Source organism: Nostoc sp., assembly GCF_036919495.1.
Taxonomy (GTDB): Bacteria; Cyanobacteriota; Cyanobacteriia; order Cyanobacteriales; family Nostocaceae; genus Nostoc.
Genome location: NZ_JBALBZ010000079.1, coordinates 17,729 through 43,655 on the forward strand (window position 1 = coordinate 17,729; position 25,927 = coordinate 43,655).

24 protein-coding genes and 1 pseudogene are annotated in these 25,927 nt (G+C 37.4%); 11 read left to right on the forward strand and 14 right to left on the reverse strand.

Going from position 1 to position 25,927, the window contains the following annotated elements; translation table 11 throughout:
- The first annotated feature begins 40 nt into the window (after positions 1–40).
- Both V7K25_RS10710 and gloA2 read left to right on the forward strand, forming a co-directional pair.
- The gene (locus tag V7K25_RS10710) at positions 41–568 is read left to right on the forward strand and encodes a PEP-CTERM sorting domain-containing protein (RefSeq protein WP_335157660.1); all 528 of its coding nucleotides are present in this window, start codon (positions 41–43) and stop codon (positions 566–568) included.
- 83 nt (positions 569–651) lie between these two features.
- Complete coding sequence (gloA2, locus tag V7K25_RS10715; RefSeq protein WP_335157662.1) at positions 652–1,038, forward strand: SMU1112c/YaeR family gloxylase I-like metalloprotein; 387 nt, start codon at positions 652–654, stop codon at positions 1,036–1,038.
- A 165-nt stretch (positions 1,039–1,203) separates the two neighbouring features.
- On the opposite strand, the gene V7K25_RS10720 is transcribed toward gloA2, so the two are convergent.
- Together V7K25_RS10720 and V7K25_RS10725 are read right to left on the reverse strand one after the other, a co-directional pair.
- Positions 1,204–1,464, reverse strand: a complete 261-nt coding sequence (locus V7K25_RS10720) for a hypothetical protein (RefSeq protein ID WP_335157664.1) — start codon at positions 1,462–1,464, stop codon at positions 1,204–1,206.
- A gap of 88 nt (positions 1,465–1,552) precedes the next feature.
- A complete protein-coding gene (locus V7K25_RS10725; protein WP_335157666.1) occupies positions 1,553–1,690 on the reverse strand; it encodes a hypothetical protein in 138 nt (45 codons plus the stop codon).
- 214 nt (positions 1,691–1,904) lie between these two features.
- Between V7K25_RS10725 and V7K25_RS10730 the strand changes: the two genes are divergently transcribed.
- The gene (locus tag V7K25_RS10730) at positions 1,905–2,696 is read left to right on the forward strand and encodes an Rpn family recombination-promoting nuclease/putative transposase (RefSeq protein ID WP_335157667.1); all 792 of its coding nucleotides are present in this window, start codon (positions 1,905–1,907) and stop codon (positions 2,694–2,696) included.
- 86 nt (positions 2,697–2,782) lie between these two features.
- Here the strand turns inward: V7K25_RS10730 and V7K25_RS10735 are convergent, their stop codons facing one another.
- The gene (locus tag V7K25_RS10735) at positions 2,783–3,859 is read right to left on the reverse strand and encodes a PIN/TRAM domain-containing protein (RefSeq protein ID WP_335157669.1); all 1,077 of its coding nucleotides are present in this window, start codon (positions 3,857–3,859) and stop codon (positions 2,783–2,785) included.
- A 404-nt stretch (positions 3,860–4,263) separates the two neighbouring features.
- Here V7K25_RS10735 and hemW point away from each other — a divergent pair, with 404 nt between their 5' ends.
- On the forward strand, positions 4,264–5,445 hold the full coding sequence (hemW, locus tag V7K25_RS10740) for a radical SAM family heme chaperone HemW (protein ID WP_335157671.1): 1,182 nt from the start codon (positions 4,264–4,266) through the stop codon (positions 5,443–5,445).
- A gap of 52 nt (positions 5,446–5,497) precedes the next feature.
- Complete coding sequence (locus V7K25_RS10745; protein WP_335157673.1) at positions 5,498–6,385, forward strand: UTP--glucose-1-phosphate uridylyltransferase; 888 nt, start codon at positions 5,498–5,500, stop codon at positions 6,383–6,385.
- A gap of 212 nt (positions 6,386–6,597) precedes the next feature.
- On the opposite strand, the gene V7K25_RS10750 is transcribed toward V7K25_RS10745, so the two are convergent.
- On the reverse strand, positions 6,598–7,998 hold the full coding sequence (locus tag V7K25_RS10750) for a hypothetical protein (RefSeq protein WP_335157675.1): 1,401 nt from the start codon (positions 7,996–7,998) through the stop codon (positions 6,598–6,600).
- Between the two features lie 315 nt (positions 7,999–8,313).
- Here V7K25_RS10750 and V7K25_RS10755 point away from each other — a divergent pair, with 315 nt between their 5' ends.
- Complete coding sequence (locus V7K25_RS10755) at positions 8,314–9,438, forward strand: THUMP domain-containing class I SAM-dependent RNA methyltransferase (RefSeq protein WP_335157677.1); 1,125 nt, start codon at positions 8,314–8,316, stop codon at positions 9,436–9,438.
- 194 nt (positions 9,439–9,632) lie between these two features.
- Here V7K25_RS10755 and V7K25_RS10760 read toward each other — a convergent pair whose 3' ends face one another.
- The gene (locus V7K25_RS10760) at positions 9,633–10,697 is read right to left on the reverse strand and encodes a vWA domain-containing protein (protein ID WP_335157679.1); all 1,065 of its coding nucleotides are present in this window, start codon (positions 10,695–10,697) and stop codon (positions 9,633–9,635) included.
- 59 nt (positions 10,698–10,756) lie between these two features.
- Here V7K25_RS10760 and V7K25_RS10765 point away from each other — a divergent pair, with 59 nt between their 5' ends.
- The 4 genes from V7K25_RS10765 (at position 10,757) to V7K25_RS10780 (ending at position 13,412) form a co-directional block, all read left to right on the forward strand.
- Positions 10,757–10,954 carry a hypothetical protein gene (locus V7K25_RS10765; protein WP_335157931.1) on the forward strand — a complete coding sequence of 66 codons (198 nt, stop codon included), beginning with the start codon at positions 10,757–10,759 and terminating at the stop codon, positions 10,952–10,954.
- 357 nt (positions 10,955–11,311) lie between these two features.
- Complete coding sequence (locus V7K25_RS10770) at positions 11,312–11,761, forward strand: transposase (protein ID WP_335157681.1); 450 nt, start codon at positions 11,312–11,314, stop codon at positions 11,759–11,761.
- A gap of 109 nt (positions 11,762–11,870) precedes the next feature.
- Positions 11,871–12,143 carry an IS5/IS1182 family transposase gene (locus V7K25_RS10775; protein ID WP_335157933.1) on the forward strand — a complete coding sequence of 91 codons (273 nt, stop codon included), beginning with the start codon at positions 11,871–11,873 and terminating at the stop codon, positions 12,141–12,143.
- Positions 12,144–12,452: 309 nt separating this feature from the next.
- On the forward strand, positions 12,453–13,412 hold the full coding sequence (locus V7K25_RS10780; protein WP_335157683.1) for an NAD-dependent epimerase/dehydratase family protein: 960 nt from the start codon (positions 12,453–12,455) through the stop codon (positions 13,410–13,412).
- A 154-nt stretch (positions 13,413–13,566) separates the two neighbouring features.
- Here the strand turns inward: V7K25_RS10780 and V7K25_RS10785 are convergent, their stop codons facing one another.
- From V7K25_RS10785 to V7K25_RS10825, 9 genes and pseudogenes are all read right to left on the reverse strand, one after another.
- Entirely contained in the window at positions 13,567–14,634 is a 1,068-nt protein-coding gene (locus tag V7K25_RS10785; protein ID WP_335157685.1) for a glycosyltransferase family 2 protein, read from the reverse strand.
- The gene (locus V7K25_RS10790) at positions 14,631–15,395 is read right to left on the reverse strand and encodes a glycosyltransferase (protein WP_335157687.1); all 765 of its coding nucleotides are present in this window, start codon (positions 15,393–15,395) and stop codon (positions 14,631–14,633) included. Before V7K25_RS10790 ends, V7K25_RS10785 begins: the two co-directional genes overlap by 4 nt.
- Before the next feature lie 54 nt (positions 15,396–15,449).
- On the reverse strand, positions 15,450–16,634 hold the full coding sequence (locus tag V7K25_RS10795) for a hypothetical protein (RefSeq protein WP_335157689.1): 1,185 nt from the start codon (positions 16,632–16,634) through the stop codon (positions 15,450–15,452).
- Between the two features lie 59 nt (positions 16,635–16,693).
- On the reverse strand, positions 16,694–17,845 hold the full coding sequence (locus V7K25_RS10800; RefSeq protein ID WP_335157691.1) for a glycosyltransferase: 1,152 nt from the start codon (positions 17,843–17,845) through the stop codon (positions 16,694–16,696).
- Entirely contained in the window at positions 17,842–18,774 is a 933-nt protein-coding gene (locus V7K25_RS10805; RefSeq protein WP_335157693.1) for an NAD-dependent epimerase/dehydratase family protein, read from the reverse strand. The genes V7K25_RS10800 and V7K25_RS10805 overlap by 4 nt, the downstream gene beginning before the upstream one ends.
- A 97-nt stretch (positions 18,775–18,871) precedes the next feature.
- A pseudogene (locus tag V7K25_RS31590) lies at positions 18,872–19,054 on the reverse strand (DapH/DapD/GlmU-related protein); the annotation flags it as partial.
- 418 nt (positions 19,055–19,472) lie between these two features.
- Positions 19,473–20,123 carry an acyltransferase gene (locus V7K25_RS10815; protein ID WP_335157697.1) on the reverse strand — a complete coding sequence of 217 codons (651 nt, stop codon included), beginning with the start codon at positions 20,121–20,123 and terminating at the stop codon, positions 19,473–19,475.
- 240 nt (positions 20,124–20,363) lie between these two features.
- Positions 20,364–21,689 carry a flippase gene (locus V7K25_RS10820; protein ID WP_335157699.1) on the reverse strand — a complete coding sequence of 442 codons (1,326 nt, stop codon included), beginning with the start codon at positions 21,687–21,689 and terminating at the stop codon, positions 20,364–20,366.
- Positions 21,690–21,710: 21 nt separating this feature from the next.
- The gene (locus tag V7K25_RS10825) at positions 21,711–23,900 is read right to left on the reverse strand and encodes a GumC family protein (protein ID WP_335157702.1); all 2,190 of its coding nucleotides are present in this window, start codon (positions 23,898–23,900) and stop codon (positions 21,711–21,713) included.
- A 768-nt stretch (positions 23,901–24,668) separates the two neighbouring features.
- Between V7K25_RS10825 and V7K25_RS10830 the strand changes: the two genes are divergently transcribed.
- The gene (locus V7K25_RS10830) at positions 24,669–25,871 is read left to right on the forward strand and encodes a hypothetical protein (RefSeq protein WP_335157704.1); all 1,203 of its coding nucleotides are present in this window, start codon (positions 24,669–24,671) and stop codon (positions 25,869–25,871) included.
- Positions 25,872–25,927: the final 56 nt, after the last annotated feature.

Here is a 25,927-nt window from a genome sequence, read left to right on the forward strand (position 1 = left end):
TTTAAATAGTTTATTTATCTAATGCAACAGGAAAATTGAGATGAAATTGTTTCAAAAACTAGCGATCGCTACTACTCTGATTCTGGGTTTAGCTACCTTAACCACTAAATCTGCATCGGGTACAATTATTAATTATGCGTTCAATGTTGATAGTTATACTGCTAAAGGTAACGGTCTATTTAGCTTTGATGACGCAACTTTCAACAATGATAATATCCCCGTAGCACCAGTTCAATTGCTAACTTTTCAATTCGATAATGACCCCAATATTTATACCGCAACTGATGATGTTGAATACCCAAATTATCCCGTTGCATTTCCAACTGTATCCTTAGCAGATAACGCACCTATTGGATTGCTGTACAGCTTCCTTGATAAAGCTAATCCTAACAAAAGTTACGACATTACTGGAACATTATTTTCTGTTTCCTCCGAAACTTCCGATTACGGTATAGTTTCTTATCGACAAGTACCTGAACCTAGTACTTTAGGTAGCACATTTCTTGTTGGCAGCATTGGCTTGTTCCTGAAAAGAAAGGTAAGATCAATTAAAAAGATTAAAGCTTAATCTATACTTGAGAGAGTGTAATCTGGTTATGTTAGCACCTACGTACACTCTCTTAATAAATGTAGTAAAATAAGCAAAATCCAATGAAAACTACTGGCATTCATCATGTAGCTATTATTTGTTCTGACTACGATCGCTCCAAAAAGTTTTATGTAGAAGTTTTAGGATTTCCGATTATTCAAGAGACTTTTCGCGCCGAGAGAAATTCTTATAAATTAGATTTACGAGTTGGAGAAAATGCTCAAATAGAGCTATTTTCTTTCCCAAATCCTCCAGAACGACCTAGTAAACCAGAGGCTTGTGGTTTAAGACATCTTGCTTTTAAAGTTGATGATGTTGAGGAAACTGTTTTTTATTTAAAATCGAAAGGAATAGAGGTAGAAAATATCAGAGTTGATGAAATTACAAATAAAAAATTTACTTTTTTTAAAGACCCAGATAATTTGCCATTAGAGATTTATGAGTATTAAACTTAGTGCTGACGGGCTAACTTGCCATCACTATAGATAATGAAGCGATCGCCAAGCGCGGAATTACGGCTTATTGCTACCCAAATTGGTATATTCACAACTCTTGTAGAAGCGATCGCTTTAAGATACGTTTTTATATAGTATCCCTCCATTTATGCGGCAAATTTACGGCATAAAATTTATCACGTTGTTGGGGGGACAGTAAATACTTCTACCAAAAGAATCGCCAGTTTCTGCATCCATTACTTCCACAAGTTTAGCGTTATCGGTACAGACGCTTCTACCTTTAGACATCCTTAACTCACCTTGATGAACAAAACCAGTCACTATCCACACCATCCGGTTGTTAGAAATCGATGATTTGTACTCTCCTGTTTTGGCTGCAAATTCCTCGTATGTTGTAAGTTTTGCTTCTGTTATTTGCATCTTACTAGACCTTTTAATAACACGTTCAATCGTAATCATACGACTTGCTGGTAGGCTATTATTTGCAGGGTATATTCGTACTCTTGAGTTAAATGGTATGTATTGGTTGATTTACTTGCTTTTTTGTCTGTACTGGTTTAGCTGTGACTGTCTGCACGAGTAATAAAGTAGTAGCACCAGCAAATACAAAAGCAAATAATGAAGTTATTGTAAAAATATTAAACATAGTGTAAATGCGCTTCATAATGCTCAAAAGGCTAATAACTTATAACCACCAGTTTAATTAATTTTTAATTACGCTTACAAATAAAAAAATTCCTTTCTTTAAATAATCAAATAATTTACTATTAAATATTGATGAAAATTAGGATATATAGATGTTTTGATTAAAAAATTTCGGATAAATAGCAAATGAGTGAGCTATTTGGTAAAATTTTAAAATGTTTGACAATATCTGTAAATTTTTAGCTGAAAATTTCTCCAGCGACTTCGCCACTTGGTTATTAGGCGAACCCATCACTTTAACCGAACTCAGTCCAAAAGAATTATCTCTCGAGCCCATTCGTGCTGATGCCCTAATTCTGCTACAGTCGGAGCAAAATATTTTACATTTGGAATTTCAAACCCAAGCTGATCCTGAAATTCCTTTTCGGATGATTGACTATCGGTTGCGAGTATATCGCCGCTTTCCAGGCAAAGCAATGCATCAAGTTGTGATTTACCTCAAGCAGACAAATTCAGATTTGGTGCAACAAAATACATTTACAATTGCTGGGACAAGGCATGAATTTTCAGTTATCAGACTCTGGGAACAACCAACTGAAGTATTTCTAAGGACGCCTGGACTGTTACCCTTTGCAGTTTTGAGTAGTACAATTGATCCAGAAGCCGTGCTTAACCAAGTTGCACGAGAAATTAATAGTATGACAGAATCAAGAAATCAAAGTAATATTGCTGCTTCCACGGCGATTTTAGCTGGTTTAGTATTAGAGAAAGAGGTTATCAGACGAGTTTTGAGGTCAGATATTATGCGCGAGTCAGTGATTTATCAAGATATTTTAGAAGAAGGCAAAGCTGAAGGCAAAGCTGAAGGCAAAGCTGAAGCTTTACTTGAAGTGGCAAGCAATCTTTTTAATACTGGTATGCCATTAGAACAGATAGCAAGGTTGACAGGGTTATCAATTGAGCAGTTACAGTATTTGCAGGTAACTGACTCTGGTGAGTCCAAATAAATAATCGGTGCAGTCAACCTGCACCGATGGCTGCGCCGACGCTGCGCGTACGCACAATTTATATTTAATTGCACCGAATATTTCCCTCACGCCAATGCTGAAGCTTGGGGTTTGGCAAAAATCATTCTTCCTGCGGTGGTTTGCAAAGCACTGGTAACTACTACTCGCAGTTCGCCACCCACATAACTGCTGCCTTCTTCAACGACTACCATTGTGCCGTCGTCTAGGTAGCCAATACCTTGACTGGGTTCTTTGCCTTCCTTGAGAATTTTCAAATCAAGGTTGTCGCCTGGTAAATAACTGGGACGGACGGCGTTTACTAAATCATTTACATTTAAAACAGGGACTTTCTGGACGCTAGCGACTTTAGACAAGTTGTAGTCGTTGGTTAGCAACGTACCGCTAATTTCTTGGGCAAAGCGCACTAACTTGGCATCGACTGTGGGAATATCTTCGTAGTCAATTGTATTAATCACGATGCGATCGGGATATTCTTGTTTGATGCGGTTGAGAATTTCTAGTCCTCGCCTTCCCCGCACCCGCTTTTGGTCTTTACTAGCATCCGCTACTTGTTGAAGTTCTTGCAAGACAAACTGCGGTACAAGAATTTGCCCTTCCAAAAACCCTGTTTCTAGTAACGCTTCAATGCGACCATCGATAATACAGCTGGTGTCTAAAACTTTAGTATTGGCGGGTTTTAGGGTTCCTTCCACTACCATTGATTCGACGGTGTTGGGATTAATAAACCGCAGTAAGCCTCGTCCGTGGGTGTCTGCCAAATTCATGCCAGTAACGGAGAGGATAATACTACCAACAACTGCCACCAGTGGCTTAATAAATCCAAAGTCCGCCGGGATGGGTAGCAAAAATAGTGGTGCTAGCATGAGGTTAGCTAGTAATAGCCCAATCACTAAGCCGATCGCACGAGTTAAGATCACTTCCAGAGGCATTTCTTTGATTTGTGATTCTAGGCGACGATATGTCGTCTGGAAACTCAGCCCGATCGCACCACCAATAATAGCGGCAAAGACGGCAACAACTAAGCGTAAAGCTTCAAGATTTGTTACCTGATCTAGTGTGCCATTGGGCAGTAGTTCAATGCTGTAGAACCCTATTCCCGACGCTGCTAGAATAAATGAGAAAATAATAATGGCGTCAAGCATGGTTGTCTTGTTTTCCTGCAACTGTGGTAACCGATAAAGTTAAGTATTTTTTATTTTATCGGTAAGATAAACTAATCAATATTGACTTACACTAAGGGTTTAGTAGGGCAATATCTGCAATTATTATAACCAAAGGCTTTTATCTTCATATTTTTCATTGTTTCGTTGTAAAACGACAAAAACTTGTAAAGAAACTACTTATTTTGTAAAAATTCAGAATCCAGAATCCAGAAGTCAGAATTAAGAAGACTTTGATACCCAAACTTGATAATTTTAATGAAATCTAGAAGTGATTTCACGCTTGATTTTAGAGTTATTCTGGCTCTTGACTGCTGACTCCTGAATTCTTATCTCATTTTTATTGTCTCTAATTCGCAGTTGGCTTAACTTAATCTTTTCTCAAAATGAGTCAAAAATTTAGTATTTCTGGAATTGCGAGTTCTGCGTATGTACATATTCCCTTTTGCAGACGGCGGTGTTTTTATTGTGATTTCCCGGTGTCTGTTGTGGGCGATCGCTTGCGGGGCGAAACATCTGGTACTATCTCCCAATATGTTGAGGTGCTATGTCAAGAAATTGCCATTACACCAGCATTGGGTCAACCCCTGAAGACAATTTTCTTCGGCGGTGGTACTCCTTCGCTGCTATCAATAGAGCAGTTACAACGGATAGTAACAGAACTAGAGAAGTATTTTGGTATTGCGTCTGGGGCAGAAATTTCTATGGAAATTGACCCAGCCACCTTTGATTTAGCCCATATAGCAGGCTATCGCAATGTCGGCGTGAACCGGGTAAGTTTAGGTGTACAAGCCTTTCAATCAGAATTATTGCAGAGGGCGGGGCGATCGCACTCAGTTGAAGATATTTTTGCAGCTGTGGAACTAATCCACCAAGTCGAGATTCCCGAATTTAGCTTAGACTTAATTTCTGGGTTGCCGCATCAGTCTTTGGATCAATGGCAAGATTCTCTCTTAAAAGCAGTGGCACTTTTACCCACTCACATTTCCATCTACGATCTTACCATCGAACCAGGTACAGTCTTTGGTCGTTACTACAAACCTGGCGATACTCCAATGCCTACGGATGAAGCTACAGTCAAAATGTACCAGATGGGGCAGCAAGTTTTGACTAGTGCAGGTTATGAACATTACGAAATTTCTAATTATGCTCAACCTGGTCATCAGTGTCGGCATAATCGAGTCTATTGGGAAAACCGCCCTTACTATGGCTTTGGTATGGGTGCGGCGAGTTATGTTGACGGGAAGCGCTTCACTCGTCCGCGCAAAACTAGGGAGTATTACCAGTGGGTGCAAGCTGGGGCTGTGATTGATTGTGATGTAACTCCCCCAAAAGAAGTATTGTTAGAAACGTTAATGTTGGGGTTGCGTTTGGCGGAAGGTGTGAGTTTGGGGGCGTTGGCCGAGGGGTTTGGGGAAGAGAAGGTAGAGGAGATTTGCTGGTGTTTGCAAGGATATTTTGAGAAAGGTTGGGTGGAAGTTGCAGAGGGAAGGTTGCGTTTGATTGATCCCCAAGGGTTTTTGTTTTCTAATGTGGTGTTAGCGGAGTTGTTTGAGAAGTTGGGGTGACTAAGAGGCAGGGGGGCAGGGGAGATTTTAAGCTGATGAGGATTGAGGATTGATGCAGAAAAATAAAGTTAGAAAAGCTGTGATTCCGGTAGCTGGTTTTGGGACTCGGTTGTTTCCAGCGACTAAGGTTGTGAAAAAAGAACTTTTTCCGATTATTGATCGAGATGGTAGGGCAAAACCTGTAATTTTAGCAATTATTGAAGAGGCAATAAGTGCTGGAATTACAGAAGTGGGGATTGTGGTACAGCCGGATGACAAAAAAATATTTGAAGATTTATTGAAAAAACCACCGAAAAAAGAACTTTTAGATAAACTTTCACCGCAAAATCAAGAATATAGCCGATATCTCGAAGATTTAGGAAGCAGAGTTACCATATTATTGCAAGAGGAGCAATTAGGCTATGGTCATGCGGTATTTTGTGCCAAAGATTGGGTGCAAGATGAGCCGTTTTTGCTAATGTTGGGCGACCACATTTATGCATCCGATATTGACAAATCTTGTGCTAGTCAACTTTTAGATATTTATGAGCAAGTTAATCAAAGCGTTGTTAGCTTAACTACAACGCTAGGCGAAAATCTTCATACATCTGGATGTGTAACAGGAGTTTGGCAAGAGTTAAACTCGATTCTAGAAGTTACACAACTCTATGAAAAACCTACCATTGAGTATGCACAACAACATTTTCGTGTACAGGGAATGGCAGAAAATGAGTTTTTATGCATATTTGGTTTGTATTTACTAACGCCAAAAATTTTTGACTTTTTAGCAGAACACATTAACCAAAATTTCCGAGAACGAGGCGAATTTCAGTTAACCTCTTGTCTTGATAGATTATGTCAGGAAGAGGGAATGACAGGATATGTTGTTAAAGGCAAGTGTTTTGATACAGGTTTGCCAGATACTTATCGTCAGACAATGATTGATTTTAGAAAATTATAGAGTAATCTCAGTTTAATTCATTTGCCTGGGAGGATCTCACTTTTCCTTCCTTTATTCCTTGGAAGTCTCTTATGTGAAGTTGAAAATTAAACTAAATCAATCATAAAACGTAAGAATTCAGCACTCAAAATTAATAAAAGGTTTGATATCACAAGTATATTCATCCCTTTAACTCATTTCCTGTTTCCACTATTCTGACTCCTGAATTCTTATCACAAAACTATCTCAAAACTAGCAGTAGTTAGAGCAGGAAAAGAGCTAGCACCCAATTGTGCAAATTTACCCCCCCCAGAATTTATATCAGCAAAATCATCTGCCGAACCATTGGGGTTATAAAAGAGACTACCATTTGCGCTATTATAAACAATCTCAGCACAACTCTTCGCGGCTAAAGTATCGCTTGTCACTGTGGCAAAGTCTGCGGAATTTAATTCAGTTGGGAAAACTGAGTTACTTAGAGCAGTAAAGGTAGATTTAGATAGTTGGATCTTGTCTTGCTTAGGATTGAAGTCACTAATAGTATCAACTCCGAGTTCGTTAATATCAAACTTTGATCCTGTTGCAAATGCAAACTTATCTGAACCAGCGCCTCCTTTTAAGAAGTCATTCCCACTATCTCCCTGTAGATAATCGTTACCAATGTTCCCGATCAGAATATCTTTTCCACTACTGCCAAAAAGAATATCATCACCCTTGCCCCCTACAAGCTTGTCGTCACCACTACCCCCATCTATTCTGTCTGTACCATCTCCACCCACAAGGATGTCAGAACCGGCCCCCCCATCAATGTAATGGTTACCAATAACACCAGAAAGCGAAATCTTGTCATTACCATCCCCAGCAAAAATAACCTTATCGCCAGCCGAAAAATTCCCCCAGCTAAAGGTATCGTCTCCATTTGTCGTAACAACATCACTACTTATGACATTTCTGGATTGAGCAACTGCTTCTTTGATGGCATCAGCAAAATTCTCACTTTTAGAACCAAGAGTCAGTACACCGCCTCGACCAAGCTGGGTAACTAGTGTCTGGTAATCGAGTGCAACATCACTCGTAGTGAGAAAAATTGGAATAATGTTATTTGCTTCTAGTGCAGTTTTTACTTGTCCAATCTCTGGATAATCTTCATTAGGATCAATTACACCATCTCCATTATTGGGAATAGTATCACTCGGACTAACAGCTGCCCGATCGCCTGCAACATGATAAATACTATCGGTGGCAATTATAACAACACGAAATGAACCGACTCTGTAACCGAGACTGCCACCGCTATCTAAAGCTGTGTATAAGAGTGCGTCTAATTGTGATTCGGAGCTATCATTGCCACCAAAAGCTTTCAAGTCAAAGATTTTGTCTTTGATTGTTGTTACATTATTTGTTAAAGCGACTTCTGGTTTATATACATAGTCAGCATAACCCCCAAGAGGCGGTATTGGCTTATCCTTGAAGGAGGCAATACCGAATTTCAGCTCATTACCAAAAATATTTGCTAACTTCGGGTTGGTTAACCGATTTACCGTAGCCGGAAGTACGGCTTTTACCCGGGCCAAATCCTTATCTGATGACGATGTTAAGTCTTTTAGCAGAACAATATCAGATACGAAAGTCATTGTTTATCCCTCTGATTATTTTAATTAATGGGTTGTCTTGCAAACAAAGTGCCTGAACACTATTTCAGCTTGATGTTATCAGGATTAATTGGATTTAAGATCGTACTTAAAATGAAGAAATAATAATCTTTTTCCACAAATACTTGCTGTGGTATTATTACTCCGGCTTGATTTCGTTTAGCTGGGGCTTGTTATTTAATTCGTTGTATTCTACTAACGTTATAATCGCAGACTTAACAGAAAATGTCACAATATATAAGTTAAGCTCAAGTTCGTCAATGGGTCAGTAGTGAAGAGTATGCTTTGGATTAGCGGATGAATCAGTATTTTGCAACGGTTGCTCGTGGATTAGAAACCCTCGCGGCTCAGGAATTAGAGCAGTTGGGTGCTAATTCAGTGGAGCCAGGGTTTTGCGGTGTAGCCTTTGAGGGCGATCGCACTCTACTTTATCGCGTCAACCTCTGGGCTAGGCTGCCGTTCCGAATCTTGGTGAATATCCATGAGTTTCCTTGCCTTGATGCCAAGGATCTCTATCGCGGCATCCAGAGTATCGATTGGCAAAATTATTTAACGCCAGATATGACGCTGGCGGTGAATACCACAGGCAAAAACGATCGCCTCAACCACAGCCACTTCACATCTCTCCAGATCAAAAATGCGATCGTTGACCAGCAGAAAGAAAATCTGGGTGAGCGTTCAAATGTAGAGCTTCATGACCCAGATGTGCGGATCAATGTTCATATTGAACGCGACTTTTGTACAGTTAAACTCGACAGTTCTGGAAATAGTTTGCATCGTCGAGGCTACCGTCCGGCAGTTGGAGTAGCCCCCCTAAAGGAATCTCTAGCTGCTGCCCTGATTCAACTTTCGGGTTGGCAGCCCAACCAAATGTTCTACGATCCTCTCTGTGGCTCTGGCACTTTACCTCTCGAAGCTAGCTTAAAGGCACTTAATATCGCACCAGGGTTGTTTCGTGAATCCTTTGGATTTGAAAATTGGCTCGATTTTGATTTATCCCTTTTAGAAAAGCTGCTGCAAGAAGCTAAGGATAGCCAACTGGATACTCTGCCTGCACCTATTTGGGGAAGCGATCGCGATGAAAATATAATTGAGCAAGCGATTAACAATGCTCAAAACTGCGGCGTTGATAACCATGTATGGTTTTCTCAAATGGAGCTTGCTGATGTTGTTGCCCCCGCAGACAGTGGGATTTTATTCTGCAATCCACCTTATGGCGAACGGCTGGGGCGAGATAGCGATTTAGGGGCATTTTACAAACTTTTGGGCGATGTGCTGAAACAACGCTTCAAAGGCTGGACTGCCTTTGTCCTGAGTGGCAACAAGGAACTGTCTCAATCGATTGGGCTAAAATCATCCCAGCGAATTGCGGTGTATAACGGAACGTTGCCCTGTCAGTTAATGAAATATGAGTTGTACTAAGACTGAATCGGTGACATACTCCCCGCGCCGCCCTAAAGTTCAGGGCGGGATGTCGGGAAGTGTGACAGTTTAACTCTGACAAAAATGTGGGTAAAAGAGTTGAAACGTATGTGGACAGCACTTGTGTGTACACCGTAGCTTAAAAAGGGGGGTTAGGATCTTCGAGTTTGAAAACAGTCGCTAGTCGTTGGGATTTAGCGATCCCAGTCTTCGACTTCATATAAAAATCGAGTTTTGCCAATCAGTTTACGATTAGCAGAGGTACTTTGGACAAACACAACATACTTTTCTAGGTTACTCGGTTTAATCCGAATCGTTGCATCCATCGGTAGACCTAACATTTCTCGTGCAGCACCTCCTTCAAATAAATCACCCGTTGCTCGATCCATTAAAATAATTTCTTTTTGAGCCTGGATAGTTTCTGTTTTTGTAAATTCGTAGAAACCCCGCCCAACTTTAAAACTTAAACCATTTTCTAATACAAAGGCTTTAATTGAAATATCTTGTTCAACCTCTAAAATTTGGAAACGCCCTGGAGAAACTGCCCGTAAATCAGCCGATTCGTAATAGGATGTTGCTTCCCGGTTCATCATGGTGTTAAATATTTTATTTAACCCACGGCTCATGCGTCCTTGGTCAATTACTTCTTGTTCATAAGCTTGTAGCTGATCGTTAGAAGATTGTTGGTAGCAAACTGCTAAAAACAAATCACTAATATACGAAAACTGGTCTAAGTTGATGTGAAAACCGCCAGACTTTTCTGCAAGTTCTTGATAAAAAGGAGTGGCATGAGAGCGATTGAGTGCTTGAACTCCGTAAACTGTAATTTCTGCCTCAGCTAATTTATCTAACTCTTTGCGCCAATTCAGTTTTTTAGGATTGTGGGCTGGAGGATGGGGAATATCATCGCCAATCAAAACCAGTGATTTTGTTGCTGACTTTGACCAAGATAAAGATTGGGATTCATGTAATACCAATTCATAACATTCTGGTGCATCTCCGCCACCAGTAGGTTCGACATTTTGCACAAAATCACAGATAGCATCAACATCACCGGATATGTTAAATATTTTGGTGACATAAGTTGAGCCTGCATCGCAGTAGTCGCCATGAGCAATAATCCCAATCCGAATTAAGGGAATTTCGTCTATCAGTCTAGTAACGGTATTTTTGATTTTTCGCCGTACCTGGGTAAGGCAAGGGTACATACTCCCAGTTGTATCAAAACTGAAAACAATCTCAATATTATTACTTGTCATGCGCTCACCTAAATTAATATTTAATTTTTAACTTACAAAATTACAAATGGCACCCAACTATGGTTAAAAATTTTATAGGTAAGCGCCCTATTATCATTGCTCACCGAGGCGCTAGTGGTTATCGTTCAGAACATACTTTAGCTGCTTATGAATTAGCGCCCAGTGCGGCGGGCTGCGCCTACGCACTGGGCGCTAATTATATCGATAACCCTCCCCTTTATAACGCTACAGTGTCGGTGTACACACAATTCTTCTAGAGTTACCCCACAGGCTTTGATCCCCCAACCCCCCTTAAAAAGAGGGGCAAAAACCTTTCTTTCAAAGTCCTCCTTTTTAAGGAGGATTTAGGAGGATCTACAAGACTTTGGTTTTGTATAAAAATGTGTGTATACCGTAGCCAATACTGCGTAGGTTTCTAAGATACAAGGTTGGGTTGAACGGAGTGAAACCCAACAAAGCCTTGAAAATGTCCGGAATGCTTTTTTGGGCTTAACCGAGCAGTATTGACACCGTAGCCTTTATAGAACCCATTTGACATCTTATGAGGTTTTGAATTAAGGTACTTCTGAGCATCTACAATCCAATACTAATGGAGTATTCCAGCAGCCTCACTGATGCAGGCAGAATGGGAAATTTTTGAACCCTTATTGCAAGATATCTTACCGACTAAGAAGCAGACTCGACCGACCAACCCGACATTGCCAGGGATATTCAACGGAATTCTCTATCAACTGAAAAATGGGTGCAATTGGCAAGACTTACCCAAAAATCTTCCCCCTTATTCCACTGTCTATTGGCACTACAAAAAGTGGCGAGCCGCAGGGGTATTTGAGGAACTGATGAGTGTCTTACATGGGCTTGTGCGTGAACAGGTAAAAAAAACGCACTGGACGAGGTTGATCATCATTGACTCCCAAGTGGTAAAAAATACCTGCAATGCCAGTGTGGAGTCGAAAGGTTTTTGTTTCTATAAAGCCACCAACGGTATTAAAAGGCATCTGGCTATTGACACCCTTGGGTTTCCCAACATTGACGCATTCTACTCGTGGCAATGTCTCGGATGATGCCGGATTATAAGAGAAGTTTACTCTCAACATCGACTACTTCAAGTCAAAACCTATCGATATTGCCAAGATCACCATCCTGCTAGATCATGGGTATCACTCAGAATATTTGACTCAAGAGTTAGAGCGGATTTACCCAGATATCATGACCAAAATCCAGTTTCAACTTTCTACGAAACCCTCAAAACAAGAGAAAGCAGTACAAGGGAAATCTGGATTTGTCCCAGCAGTAGCTAGATGGGTGATCGAGCGCTCCAATGCTTGGATGGAGCGTTGCAAAATTCTGGTGAAAAACTTTGAACGAACTCTAGCTGGTGCCACTGCCAAACTTAACCTCTGTTTCATCAGGCCAATGATTAAGGGGCTTGCAGACCCTTGCTAAGATGTCAAATGGGTTCTATGAGTCCTATATACCTACTCAACTGAGAACCACTATATTGAATTTTTACTGTATTTATTCTTAAATTTTAACTTAGTTAATTAGTATAATTATAACTTTTATCAAATTGCAATACTTAAATGAATATATTTAACCTGTTCCAATGTCAGTACAATATTTAACTATTTATGATGATTTTTAACCATTGAAATAATTGAGTAAAAAAAATCATCTTCAAGTAATGACGATTATTGATTACAATTATGAATCTGTGAATATAGAAAATAATTTAAATATCGAAAAATAGGCAACATGGCTAAAATTATTGTTACTGGAGCTGCTGGCTTTATTGGCTCTCATTTTGTAGAAACATTGCTGCAACAAGGAGAAGAAGTGATCGGGATTGATGAATTCAATGATTACTACGATCCGATGTTAAAGCGTAAAAATATTGCACACTTACATCAGTCACCTGGCTTTACATTAATTGAAGGAGATATTCAGTTTTTAGATTGGCAGAAACTGCTAAAAGATGTTGATATAGTCTACCATCAAGCGGCGCAAGCAGGGGTTAGAGCAAGTTGGGGTAAAGCTTTTCGAGGTTATACAGAACGAAATATTAACGCTACACAAGTTTTGCTAGAAGCAGCTAAGGATGCTAAACACCTGAAAAGGTTAGTGTTTGCCTCTTCATCTAGTATATATGGTGATGCAGAAACATTACCTACCCATGAGGGAATTTGTCCTAAACCAGTTTCTCCTTACGGCATTACGAAACTAGCAGCGGAGTTTTTATGTGAACTATATCACAAAAACTTTGGCGTTCCCTGTGTCTCATTGCGCTATTTTACAGTATATGGGCCCAAACAGCGCCCAGATATGGCATTTCATAAGTTCTTTAAATCGATTTTGCAGGATGAGGCGATTCCTATTTACGGCGATGGACAGCAAACGCGGGAGTTTACGTTTGTTAGTGATGTCATCGCCGCCAATTTAGCTGCCGCCTCCACACCTGAAGCAGTGGGAGAAATCTTTAATATCGGTGGCGGTAGCAGGGTGATTTTAGCAGAAGTCTTGGATACGATTGAAGAAATTGTTGGGAAATCAATTAAGAGAAACCACATAGAAAAAGCGATGGGAGACGCCCGCCACACGGCTGCTGATGTATCTAAAGCGAAAAAAATTCTCGGATATCAGCCGCAAGTTTCCTTGAGAGAGGGTTTGATACAGGAATGGGAGTGGGTAAAATCTTTGTATTCCCTATCCTCTTAATTTTCCTCATCTTCTTAAGCTTCAGTTTTCAAGAGTCTTGCCCTTAGCTGGTAGTTAAAATAACACCTTGGCGCACAGTATCAGGACTTACGCAACTTGCAGAGTGCGATATATTTTAGTAGTTATGTACTACAAAAAAGTGTTCGCGTTCAGCTTACCAATCACTTATTCTTAAAATTCTGTATCTGGTTAACTGATAAGTATAGCCAGAAAAGTGAGCCAACGGCATACTTAGTAAAGTTATTGCACAAAAAAACCAGAGATAAAAATAAGAAGGATATTCTTCTTCAATTCCTCGCCAAACTTCTGATTTAAGCTTTTTACGAAATTTTAATTTGAGCCGTAAACTTTCCAAGAATGGCAAAAATAAACCTAGTAAAATAATTTTTTTTATGGGTAACTCTAATTGAGGAAATATCAAATCAATTAGCAATATTAAAAGTGTAGTTAATATTACTAAAAATGGAAGCTTACCCCGCAATTGAAAATTAGCTTTATGCTTAACACTTGTTAAATAACGTCCTCTACCATACTTGAAGTACTGAATGCAGAGAGATTTCCATGTCTTCCTGGGATAATACCAAACAATAATTTCTGAGCTTATATAGATAGCTTTCTGATTTTTTTTAAGTAGCTTCTGGTTTAATTCGGCATCCTGATTTGTAATTTGTGATATATCAAATCCAGAAATATCAATTAGTATATTTCTCCAGAAACATCCTAAATAAACTGTATCAGCATATCCGTTATAATTAGGATCTCGATATTTAGCACCACCACTGCCTAAAAAGCTTTTAGATGCTATTGCAACAGCTGCCTGAAAAGGAGTTTTAGCTACAAAACGCTGCGCTCCACCGACATTCAAGGCTTTGGATTTCAGTAAAACCTCCACGCATCTTTCTATATAGTCAGGTGCATAATCTGAATGAGCATCAGCTACGATAAAAATATCACCTTTAGATTCTTGTAAAATTAAATTTTTACCAGCAGCTTGGATTTTTAAAGGATTATGTATAAGTTTAATTCTCGGTTCTGCTAATGATAGTTTTTTCACAATAAGTTGAGTATTATCAGTGCTACCACCATCAGCTACAAATATTTCAATTAAATTAGGATATTCTGTCGCTAAAAATCTTTGGATAATATTTGCTATAGTACATGATTCGTTGTAAGTAGGGATAGCTAGAGTCACTGTAGGGTACTTTTTATTTGCAAAAATCATAAATATAGTTTTATTGGTATCAGCAAAAATCGCTTAATCGCTTTGATAAAACAAATACTATCAATTATTAAGTTCTGCTTATAAGTGAGTGGAAAGTATTTTTTACGTAGCCTTTTCTGTATAATATAACTTTGAAAAACTTTTATAGAAGATATACCAGTGGTGTCATAATATGAAATTGGAAATCTGAAAAGATATGGTTGAGAAATTAAAGAAGCTCTAACATTAAAATCATAATCTGCTTCTAAATAAAGCTGCTCGTCATATAAGCCTATTTGTGACAAAATTGCCTGAGAAAAAATAGTAGATTGATGACATATAGGATTTCCATATAAAAACAGTTCTTGTTGCCATTGATCATACTGCTTGATATATCTTTTCAAATATTTTCTCCGGCTAAGTGAAATAGTTTCCCCACTAGCCCAAAGCCATTTATTATTTTTATATGACTCTACTACCTGAGCAATAACTTGGCTATTTATAAATAAATCGCCAGCATTTAAAAATACTACTAAATCTCCTGTTACATAACGGAGACCTTCATTAAAAGCTGCTGTAATACCTGTACTCTCTTGAGTATGTATTTCACAAGTTTTATTATGAGGAAAACTATTAATTATCTGTACCGTCAAGTCTGTTGAGTGACCATCAACAATTATATGATTAATTTTCCTGTAATCTTGATTACTTACACTATTTAAAGTTTCATGAATATTCGACTCGGCATTTCTTACTATAGTTATAACATCGCATAAAATCATTCTAAATATAACCTCACTTTTGTTAATTAAAATCCTAAAAAGTATTTTTTATATTTATGATTGGATTAAAGAATCTTTGCGATCGCTATCGTTTAAATAAAACGCAGAGATTTTATATTGCTTATTTATCACATAAATCATGGTAAAAAATATAGTATATTGAGAAATCAAAAATGAGCCACTAGATAGTAAACCTAAAATATATACAACGACAAATATTGGTTTATTTTTTAGTTTCGACAATAAAATCCAAATTAAGAAAGAGATTAAAATAGTCATTCCAAACAGTATTCCATAACCACCCACGACTATAGTAATAGCATCTAGTCCACCAGATTCACCAGTTGAGCTAGGAAGAAAACCATTACCTAAAAAATCAAGATATGAAAGCAAATTAATACTATTTTCAATATTTAGTTTTCTATCTTCAAATGCTGGAAGTGTCTCAGACATAGAACTTAGAATTGCAGAAAAATATTGATTAAATAAGTATAATATCAAAGTTATAACTATTACATATGACAGTCTTCTAAGATTTTTTTCTTCAATAAGTGCAACCAATTTAATTACCACATAATTTATTAAAAAAGCATAGGAGTATTTTGAACCAGAAATCAATATTGTTAATAACGTCAAAACCTGAATAATAAAAGTATTTTTTGAGCGATTTTCAGATGAAATCTCTGATAAAAATATATAAGAAGAACATAAATAAAAAATTAAAGGAGAAGATTCATTAAAAAGTCCACTAAATCTAAACGTATAAGGTAATATAGAGGCAGGAAGGACATAACCCGAATCTATTTTAACAGGCAAATTAGAATGAATCATTGCCAGCGTTTCTAATCCAATATTCATCAAAATTGTTTGTAAAATTGAATAAATTATATTTGCTAAAGTAAATAGTTTGACAAAATTAATAAATATAATAAAATTATTTCCCATTGCTTGGGCAAATACTATTAAATATAAAAAACTTAAAATGTATCCAATATCCATTAAGCTAAAGATCCTGTTTGTAAGTAAACCTAAAACAGGAATAATTAGGGATATTAATAAAGCTAAAATAAAAACAAGCAGATTTTTATTAATATGTTTTTTGCTTATTAACGTATACCAGATTAAAAATGGTAATCCTAATATTCTAGACTGAAAATATATACCGGTGAAGGGATAAGATAATGAAAAAGCAGGGAAGAAAATCAATAAAATATTAATATATAAAGATATTTTTTTCATTTAGTTTTTAATGTTATACAAAACTTAAGATTTTTGTTTTAAAACTATAGTTCTTAACTTTATCTGAAAGTATTTACTATTTCTAAGAAACGTCTACCATATGCTTGAGTAGCATAAAAATTATTTTCTCTAGCTACATTTTCTTTTTCCAGGTTTGAACCTGGCTGAAAGTTATACAACGCTTCAAATATTAATGATGCTAGGTGTTCTGGATTGTGGCGTTCAAAAAAGAATGTAAAAGGTGGATTTTGTTCTAAATGAACTGGAAAATCAGAAACTAACATCGCCTTACCTAATGTTCTAGCATCTTCGATAACAGTACTCCAACCTTCAAATAAAGAAGGTTGAATGACTGCTAAACACATCCTCATTAATTGGATCTGCTCAATCCGAGGAATTAATCCTAAAATATGTATTTGTTTGCTAATATCTAGTTTTTCAATTTTATAACTTAATTCATTAAAACATTCATAATTATCTTTGGCATTGAAAGTACCAGTAAAAACAACAGTTGGATAAACTTTTTTTTGCTTGAGAATACCTAGAGCTTCAATTACCAACTTATGATTTTTATGTTTCCAAAATTGATTACTTACTAGAAAAAAAGTATTAGGTAGCCCATATTTTTCTTGAATTAGTTTTGGATTGGGTTCAAAATACTCTGGCTGTAAATAACTAACAAAATTCATCACTTTAGTTCGTGACGCTGCTTTAGGGTAAAAACGATGAAAGTCTGACTGCGCCATTTGGCTGCTTAGAACAATTACAGGAGCAGAATCAGCTATTTTTTGATGAAGGGCATCACGCCTACTAATCTCTTCTTTAGAGAAAAACTCTGGAAAATAATAATGTTGAAAATCAGGAATCCAGCTTCCCCATGAGTAGGGAGATATTGAACCCACGTAAGTTGGATATAAAAAATCTATTTTCAAAGGATTGAAAATCTGAGTAGGTAGAAAGACTAACCGATCTGCTAAACTATGACAAATTTTTAGATAAAACTTTCCAAAAATATAAACTCGATCAACATAAGGCAGTATAGGTCTAACCAAATTTAAGTCAGATGATAAACAAGTTATACTTAGTTTTATATTAGCTCTTTCTGCCAATGATAAACTAGTAATTGCACGGACTAAATTTTGTATGTAAATAGCACCTCCCATCCATCCAGAACGACCTGCCATCCAAAGAGAAATATGCAAATTTTTCATACTCCTATCAACTCCGCACGACACCAATTTGCAAATGTTTTTATACCTCGTTCTAAGGGTACAGAGGCAGAAAACCCTAAAGCAGCTAACTTTGATATTTCAGCTCGCCAGTTGAGAGGCGTACCAATTGGAACAACACCGTCAAACTGAGGAATACCCTCATACTCCAAAGCATTTAAAACTATCTCGCTTAATTCATAAATACTGACCTCTCTGCCAGAAGCTAGATTGTAAACCTCTCCTTGCATTGGGGCAAAATTTGCCACCACCATTGAGGCTTTAGCAATATCAAGGGCATGGATGAAATCACGACTTTCTTGTCCAGTGCCATGCAAGGTGACAAAGTTTTGAGTGATAGCTTTCTGGCAAATGTCCCAAAGAACCTGACGACGTAAACCCGGGCCATAGGCAGAAAAGATGCGTAAACTGGCAGTTGGCAAGTCATAGACTTTAGTGAATTCCAGACATAACTGTTCACATTGCTGCTTATGAAAACCGTAAGGAGAAAGAGGGGCAAGAGATTGTGTTTCGCTTACTGGTAATAACTCCGGGTTACCATAAACTGCTGCACTAGAGAGGAAAATAAATCGACATTCAGGAGTATTGAGGCGCAAGGCATTTAGAATTTCAAAGGTCAGAACTGTATTTGTGTAGAAATCAGCAATAGGGTTATTCATAGATAGACCTACAGAGGCACGACCAGCACAGTGGATGCAAACTTGAGGTAAATGCTCTTTCAGTAAGTTATTCAATGTTATGTCTGGCAATTGTAGGCAGTAGTAAGCTGACAAGTTAGCAATAGGTGCGTTCTCAGGAGGAGAGTTATCGATACCAATGACAGACCAACCTTGCTCTGAGAAATAACGAGCAACATAACGACCAATGAAACCAGAAACCCCAGTTATTAAGATTGATTTATATTGATTCATTATTCTTTTACCATTAGAAATGTGTAAATATGACCAGCAGTATTGGATTTATCAAAGGCATATTTACAAAGTTTTTTTGTAAGCATTAGTCAATAAGTTAGCGTTCATTTTGTGGAATCTCTCGAATGATACGAGCTGGATTACCAGCAACAACTGTCCAGGCTGGAACATCTTTTGTAACGACTGATCCTGCTCCAATCACCGCTCCTTCGCCAATCGTTACACCTTTAAGGATGATCGAGTTAAAGCCAATCCAAACTTTGCTACATATCTTCACAGGAGCAATTTTTACATGAGTCCAATCCTTCTTTCCTGCCATCCAGTCAACAGCATCTTTTTGGCGTTCTGAAAAATAAATGGAATGGGAATTATGGTCAACAATTGTTGTTCCCCATGCAATTAATACATCATCACCAATTTCTATATTTTTAGATGCAATAATTGAACCGGTAATAAATACTCTTTTTCCTATTGAAATAGAGGCATTTTCTTTATCAAATATCACACATCCAAGTACCTGGCTTTGTTCTTCAATTAGTATTGAACATCCAGGCTTCATCCGAAGTTTTAGTAAATTTAGTTTAGCAGATTTTCTAATAATTAATTTATTAGAAAACAAACTTTTTACCATCGAAAACAAACTTATTGTTTTACAAAAAATTCTATCAATAATAGAGTTTTTATTCCAATAAAAACTATTAGTTTTCATAATTAGCTAAATAATTTTTTGTATTTTTTGTTTGAATTCGCTTGACAACTTTAGCAGGATTTCCAGCAACAATAACAAACTCTGGAACATCTTTAGTTACAACAGAACAAGCAGCAACGATAGATCCTCTGCCAATTTTTACGTTTTTGAGTATTGTTGAATTGAATCCTATCCATACATCATTTTCTATACAAATAGCCTGAGATTGAATATCAAAATCATTATGAGTAGGGTGACCATTTGACATGATAGCTACAAAATGTTTATATCTCGAATCCATATCTATAGAATGTGAGTTTGTATCATGAACATTGACATTATGTGAAATGAAAACTCGATTACCAATTTTTATCGAATCGGCAGACCATATACGTGTACCCACACCAATGTAGCAACAATCCCCAATTTCTATTTTCCCTGCATGAGGATAAACTAATAACTGTCCTCTGAGAACCGAATCTTTACCAATTGAAATTAAGCCTGGGTTTTTAGCTAAGTTATCGATGTTTGCCTCTGCAAAAATCTTCACAGATGGTTCCATTACAGTATTCTGATAAAAACTTGTGTATTTTTCTAGCCGGATTGCTAAATTAATAATATATTTGACATATCTAACAAAAATATAAACAATATAGTTCATTTTTTAACCAATTTTAATTATTTAATAAACAATTAATAATAACTAGATATACCCAGTCTTGGTCTGTTTTGAAATGTCCATATTCAAAACTTAATGTTTGAGAAGCCTTCAGAGAATTTTTTATGCTTGCTGGAGCTAGTTTTTTCATAATTGGTTGAATCATTTTTTTCAGTATTTAAAATTCAAATGTTATAATGCAAATTTTAAAAATGTTAATTAATGCAAATAGCAGAAAATATCTTAGTCCCTAAAAAATGCAAATGATTTAATCTGAAGCCAAAATAGCTTTTGAGTTTTTGAATGAATAGCATGAATTAAAAATCCAGAAAATGCATAAGAAAATACAGTAGCGATCGCAGCGCCGACCTCAGCATAACTAGGAATTAAAAATAGGTTTAACAAAACATTAGTAATTGCACCGATTAAATTTCTGTACATAGAAAGGTGCGTCAAACCCTCTGCAACAAACCAAGATGCTGTACCAACTCCCATGAAAACAAACAAAGAAGCCCAAATGTGAATTGCTAATACTTGTCCTGCATTTGCATATTCTTTGCCAAACAGTGTCGTCACTATTGTTCCTGACATAAATGTCATTGGGATAGCAATAACCACAGAAAGCAACACCAGCAAACGCAGTAATTGTTCTATCCGTCGATAATAAAGAGCTTCACTAGTTTCTTTAGCCGTAAAAATTGCTGGAGTAACTGAAGAGGCAATCGCCATCGGGATAAAGTACCAAACCTCAGAAATTCGAGCTGCAACCGAGTAAATAGCGACACTACCATTGCCAAGCATTTCTCCTAACATAATCTGGTCAATTTTCATATAAATGACGACGGCTAAACCAGAAAACATTAAAGGCCAGCTTTCTTTGAACAGAAGTTTAGCGATCGGAAAACTCCAAGACCAGAACCACAACGAGTAGCCCTTGATTCTGTAGACGATTATTAAGCTTAAAGCAGCTAATGCAATCTCTGCTAAATTTACCCAGGCAAAAGCAATTAATGGTGCTTGCATTACTATCAAAGTAACTTTTAGCAAGGTAATGAGTATAAACGCTATATTTCTGGCAAGCACAGTGTACTTTGACTGCACCTGAGACTGAAACCAAAAATTGATTGTGTCAAAAGCCTGAAAAATTCCTGCTGTTGCCAAAATTACTACTAGCCACACAGTTAGCTTTTCATCCTGGCGTAACCAGTAAATAGAGGCAGTTGCTAAGAAAACAGATCCCACCCCACCAAAGAATTTGAGCCAGAAAGCTGTTCCTAAAATTTGCTCTTTGCTCCAAGAGTCACGCACAATATGGCGAACTGCAACACTATCTAACCCCAAATTAGCAAACGGACTAAATAGTGCGACAAAGGCAGCAACATAGTTAAACAAACCATACTGCTGCGCTCCTAGATAGCGTGCAATCCATACACTCACAACTATCCCAACAACCATGCGAAAAATTTGATCTGCGAAAAGCCAACCTGTGTTCGCAATAATGGCACGCAGTTCAGAGCCAAGGTTTTTCTTAAACGGCAATAATTTCTGAATATTGTACTTACCTAGCATAAAATCCAAATATACACGTAATTAAGAAACACCAATGTTAGGTGGCTGAGACTTCTTCTTGCGAGTTGGAGCAGAACCGTCATTGTAGTGATTGTAGTAGTAGCCGTAGCTGCTTTTTGTACTTTCTCCATTCACTACCATTCCTAAAACTCGCTGTTCTGACTGTTCCAACAATATCTTCGTATTAGTAGCCACGGTAGATTTAACTAAACCAGAACGCACAACCAGTAGTATCCCATCTGCGAGTTTACCCAAGAACATTGCATCCGCAAATATGCTTAAGGGTGGAGTATCTATAATGACAAAATCATAGTCTCTACTAGCCTCAGCAATTAAAGACGACATCTTCTGTGAATCGAGTAACGCTCCTGGGTTAGGCGGTATTGTACCAGATGTTAATAGCTCCACATTAACCAGTGCTTCTTGGGTAGCATTTTGCAACGTAGTCTGAGCAACTAGCACATTACTCAACCCCATCAAATTAGGTAGTTGCCAAATTTGTTGTTGACGTGGGTGACGCATATCAGCATCCACTAATAGGACTCTGCGCCCCATCTGCGCCGTGGCTACCGCCAAGTTAGCTGCAATATAAGATTTACCTTCAGATGGAATTGAGCTGGTAACCACAATCACTTTCAGTGGTTTATCAGTAAGGGCAAAGCCTAAGTTAGCTAGAAGCATCTCAAAGGCTGCATTTATTGCTGAATGGGGATTGTTGAGTACAGGCAGTTCTACCTGACTTTCTGTACCATCCTCTGGAGCCTTTTGAATATATAAAGGAATCGTACCTAGTAAGGGATAGCGTAAAAGCTCCTTGGCGGCTTCAACCGTCTTCAAGGATTTATCTGTACTTTCCAGAATCAGAGCTATTCCTACAGCCAGTACAATCCCCAAACATCCGCCCAATATTAGATTTAGAGCAATGCGGGGAGAAATTGGCTTTTTGGGAACTAAAGCCTCAGAGATAACCCTTGCATTACCCACATTCTGGTTCTCTACCACCTGCACTTCTTGGAATCGCTTCAGCATCTGTTCATAAGTAACTCGCGCTACTTGCTGTTGTCGTTCTAATTGTTGCTGTTTTTGTTGCAGTCGGGGTATAACTCTCAACCGTGTTTGAGTAAGTAAGAATGCCTTGCTTAAGACTTCTACTTGATGTGCGAATCCGACTCGTTCTACCTCTGATTCGGCTAAATTAACACTCAGAGTTTGTTTGAGTTCTCCAAGCTGTAAATTCTTTTCTGGCACAAGCTGGGAACTGTTAAAAGTTTTGGTAACTCGCTGTTCCAGTTGTTCTCTGAGGGCTTGTTCTTTACTAATCAAGTTAACGACAGTTGGATGTTCATCTTGAAAGCGAGACCGCTCGACAGCTAACTCGTCTTGTACCTTCTGGTATTCAGTTAGCACTTGCTGTACACCAGAGGAGCGATTGAGAGTGCTAAGTGCGATCGCCTGCTGAGTAGTTAATTGCAATTGACTTTGCAAAGTTTGAGAGCGAGAGTTAGCATCCGCCAAAGCCGCTTGGGCTTTGGTAATTTGGTCTGATAGCTCATTGAGTCTTTCCACCCCAGTCTTTGCTTCTTCTTCTAAAGCAACAATGCTATTTTCTTCTCTAAACCGACGCAATGCCGCTTCTGCTTCTATAACTCTCTTTTCAATATCAGGTAACTGCTTACTCAAGAATTCCCGCGCAGCTGTAGCTTCTGCTCGGTTCGTGCGAATGTTATTCTCTAAGTAATTAGCCATTAACACTCTTATTACCTCTGCCGCTTGTTGGGGGTCGGTACTGCGGTAAGAAAGCTCCATAACATCCGTACCCCTGATACTCTTAAGCTTCAGTTGTTTGATAAACCTATCAATTACCAGGGGTTTGCCCTCTTTGTTCTTTAATTGCAGATTAGCAATCGTTTTTTGGACAATGGCATTTGAACGGATGACTTCCGCTTCTGTATCTAAGGGGTTAGTGAGGCTTGTTAAACCACTGAGTTGTCCAACCTGATCGCTTAGACCTGTAAGCGAAGAAACACCATTCTGCTTGTTGAAAAGCAACTTGCCTTGTGCCTCGTAAATTGGCTTTTGTATGAAAGTGAATAACCCTGTCATTCCAAACACAGATCCTATGACAATTGCGATGAGTAACCAACGTCTTTTTAGGATCAGCCAGTACTGATGAAAATCTACTGAGTCTCGGTCTTCTTGGTTAGAAGGCATAAATAAAAATGTTAAAGCGCTCAAGAAGAGTGCCTAATTTGAGCTTGATTTACTTTCAATGAAATTATCTATACTATTTTTAGCAATTTATATGTAAATTGCTTACGTATTTTTACTAGTTTTTCTTCAGGGATTAATATTTAATTTAAGTAGTTATTCGGATTTAAAATGCTTTGTAGAAATACTATAAGTGTGCAGGCACGTAATACAACGTTGTTAAATGAATGGGGAAAAGCAGATTATAGTTATCACTTAGGTAATTAAGATAGTCCAGATGGTACTTTCCGTCCAGACCAATAGACCTCTTGCATAAATATTTTTTTATCTCACGCAGAGATGAAGTTTTAGCGGCAGCTTCCGCCGACCAAAGCTTCGGTGGGCGCAGCGAAAAGTTTGAGCGGAGGTTTCCTCCGTTCAAAGCTTTTCAAGAGGGAGGTGCAGAGAGAAAGTCTAAAATTAGAACTTTTGCAAGAGGTCTAATCAGTAACACGCACCCAATTCGCCACTATGCTTCAGAAAGGTTTTTAGAAACCTCCAGTTGGCAATGCTGTTCAATTTGTGGATATACCTAGCAATTATTGGGCTAACGACGCTATTCAAGCAGGTTACAAAACGGTTTTTCTAAAGGGGTATCCAGACATATCTTCAATTCTGAGCAAAATATCCCTCGCGTTCAGATATTAGTTTCTCTGGTCAGCGGTCTGAATCTATCCGCAAACACAACACCAACAGATTTAAACACTTATTTTAATAGTAGAGGATTTATAGTTGCTAATAGCCGCCGCATCTAAAGGCTGGCTCGGTTTTTCCAGTTGTTATACTGAGCTATCTTACGCTTTGTTTATGCGTAGTAAAAATTTTTTAGAAACCAATGGTATAAAGCTCATGAAAATTAATTATATTAAGGCTGCTACTGGTATTCAAAATAAAATTCCAAATAAAAAGCAAAATAAATTAATTAGTTATCATTACTTTTTAGGGGTAACAATACTAATAATATTTTTTTGTTTTGCAAAAAATCCAATTCTTAATTTACTGATAATTTCACAAAACTATAGAAAACCTTTGACGGAAGATTGGATATTTTATGCCTATGAAAGCAAGGAAAAGTATGCATCGCAAATAGTCAAACAAAAAATCTTAATTATATCAGGTAGCAATGGACTCTTTGGTATTGATGCGAAGCAAATAGAAGCTTCAACTGGTATACCAACAGTAAATTTTGCTGTTCATGCAGGGCTTGGTATTGATTATATGTTGTATAGAGCTAAGAAAATATTAAAACCTGGAGACATTGTTTTAATACCCCTTGAATTTTCACTTTATCATCAAAGATCAGACGAACAAATATTAGAAAATACTTTAAAAAATTATATTATTTCTTACGATCATGTTTACTTTGATAAACTAAATTTTATTGATAAATTAAAAGTTATGGTATACCCTTTCGGTTTTAATATAAATGATATTAAAATAATCAAAGAATTCCTTACTAAAAAGTCAGTTTTTGATAAAAAAGCAGTTTTCAGCCAAATTTTAGAAAGAGCTAACACAGGAAATTGCTATACAGGGATAACCTTGAATAGGAATGGCGATGAAACATGTAATATAGGTAAATCACCAACGAGTGATCTTAAGAAACTAGAAAAAATTGATCCTGCTCTGAAAGAACCTATCGATGTATCTGATTCTCTCAGGGATTTCTGTAAATTTGCGAAGAATAATAAAATAACTATTATACCTCTTTATCCAGCGGCGCTCTTTTATGCCGATTATAATACTGATAATTATAAAACTTATTTCTCTAAAATCAATGAATTTTGGTCAAAGGAAGGTATTCTTTTTAAAGACTCTTCTAATCAAAGCTTTCTTGAAGAAAAAATGATGTTTAATACTCCTTATCATCCTAATGATAAAGGTAGAAATTGGCGTACCAAAAATATCATAAATATTCTAAATAATTATCTTTAAAAAATATAAAATTGTTAATTATGCTTTTTAACTCTTATGAGTTTATCTTTCTATTT

What these genes read in the sequence shown, in the direction of transcription:
- V7K25_RS10710 (WP_335157660.1), top strand. Translation starts at nt 41, where the DNA reads ATGAAATTGTTTCAAAAACTAGCGATCGCTACTACTCTGATTCTGGGT.
- gloA2 (WP_335157662.1), top strand. Translation starts at nt 652, where the DNA reads ATGAAAACTACTGGCATTCATCATGTAGCTATTATTTGTTCTGACTAC.
- V7K25_RS10720 (WP_335157664.1), bottom strand. Translation starts at nt 1,464, where the DNA reads ATGCAAATAACAGAAGCAAAACTTACAACATACGAGGAATTTGCAGCC.
- V7K25_RS10725 (WP_335157666.1), bottom strand. Translation starts at nt 1,690, where the DNA reads ATGTTTAATATTTTTACAATAACTTCATTATTTGCTTTTGTATTTGCT.
- V7K25_RS10730 (WP_335157667.1), top strand. Translation starts at nt 1,905, where the DNA reads ATGTTTGACAATATCTGTAAATTTTTAGCTGAAAATTTCTCCAGCGAC.
- V7K25_RS10735 (WP_335157669.1), bottom strand. Translation starts at nt 3,859, where the DNA reads ATGCTTGACGCCATTATTATTTTCTCATTTATTCTAGCAGCGTCGGGA.
- hemW (WP_335157671.1), top strand. Translation starts at nt 4,264, where the DNA reads ATGAGTCAAAAATTTAGTATTTCTGGAATTGCGAGTTCTGCGTATGTA.
- V7K25_RS10745 (WP_335157673.1), top strand. Translation starts at nt 5,498, where the DNA reads ATGCAGAAAAATAAAGTTAGAAAAGCTGTGATTCCGGTAGCTGGTTTT.
- V7K25_RS10750 (WP_335157675.1), bottom strand. Translation starts at nt 7,998, where the DNA reads ATGACTTTCGTATCTGATATTGTTCTGCTAAAAGACTTAACATCGTCA.
- V7K25_RS10755 (WP_335157677.1), top strand. Translation starts at nt 8,314, where the DNA reads ATGAATCAGTATTTTGCAACGGTTGCTCGTGGATTAGAAACCCTCGCG.
- V7K25_RS10760 (WP_335157679.1), bottom strand. Translation starts at nt 10,697, where the DNA reads ATGACAAGTAATAATATTGAGATTGTTTTCAGTTTTGATACAACTGGG.
- V7K25_RS10765 (WP_335157931.1), top strand. Translation starts at nt 10,757, where the DNA reads ATGGTTAAAAATTTTATAGGTAAGCGCCCTATTATCATTGCTCACCGA.
- V7K25_RS10770 (WP_335157681.1), top strand. Translation starts at nt 11,312, where the DNA reads ATGCAGGCAGAATGGGAAATTTTTGAACCCTTATTGCAAGATATCTTA.
- V7K25_RS10780 (WP_335157683.1), top strand. Translation starts at nt 12,453, where the DNA reads ATGGCTAAAATTATTGTTACTGGAGCTGCTGGCTTTATTGGCTCTCAT.
- V7K25_RS10785 (WP_335157685.1), bottom strand. Translation starts at nt 14,634, where the DNA reads ATGATTTTTGCAAATAAAAAGTACCCTACAGTGACTCTAGCTATCCCT.
- V7K25_RS10790 (WP_335157687.1), bottom strand. Translation starts at nt 15,395, where the DNA reads ATGATTTTATGCGATGTTATAACTATAGTAAGAAATGCCGAGTCGAAT.
- V7K25_RS10795 (WP_335157689.1), bottom strand. Translation starts at nt 16,634, where the DNA reads ATGAAAAAAATATCTTTATATATTAATATTTTATTGATTTTCTTCCCT.
- V7K25_RS10800 (WP_335157691.1), bottom strand. Translation starts at nt 17,845, where the DNA reads ATGAAAAATTTGCATATTTCTCTTTGGATGGCAGGTCGTTCTGGATGG.
- V7K25_RS10805 (WP_335157693.1), bottom strand. Translation starts at nt 18,774, where the DNA reads ATGAATCAATATAAATCAATCTTAATAACTGGGGTTTCTGGTTTCATT.
- V7K25_RS10815 (WP_335157697.1), bottom strand. Translation starts at nt 20,123, where the DNA reads ATGAACTATATTGTTTATATTTTTGTTAGATATGTCAAATATATTATT.
- V7K25_RS10820 (WP_335157699.1), bottom strand. Translation starts at nt 21,689, where the DNA reads ATGCTAGGTAAGTACAATATTCAGAAATTATTGCCGTTTAAGAAAAAC.
- V7K25_RS10825 (WP_335157702.1), bottom strand. Translation starts at nt 23,900, where the DNA reads ATGCCTTCTAACCAAGAAGACCGAGACTCAGTAGATTTTCATCAGTAC.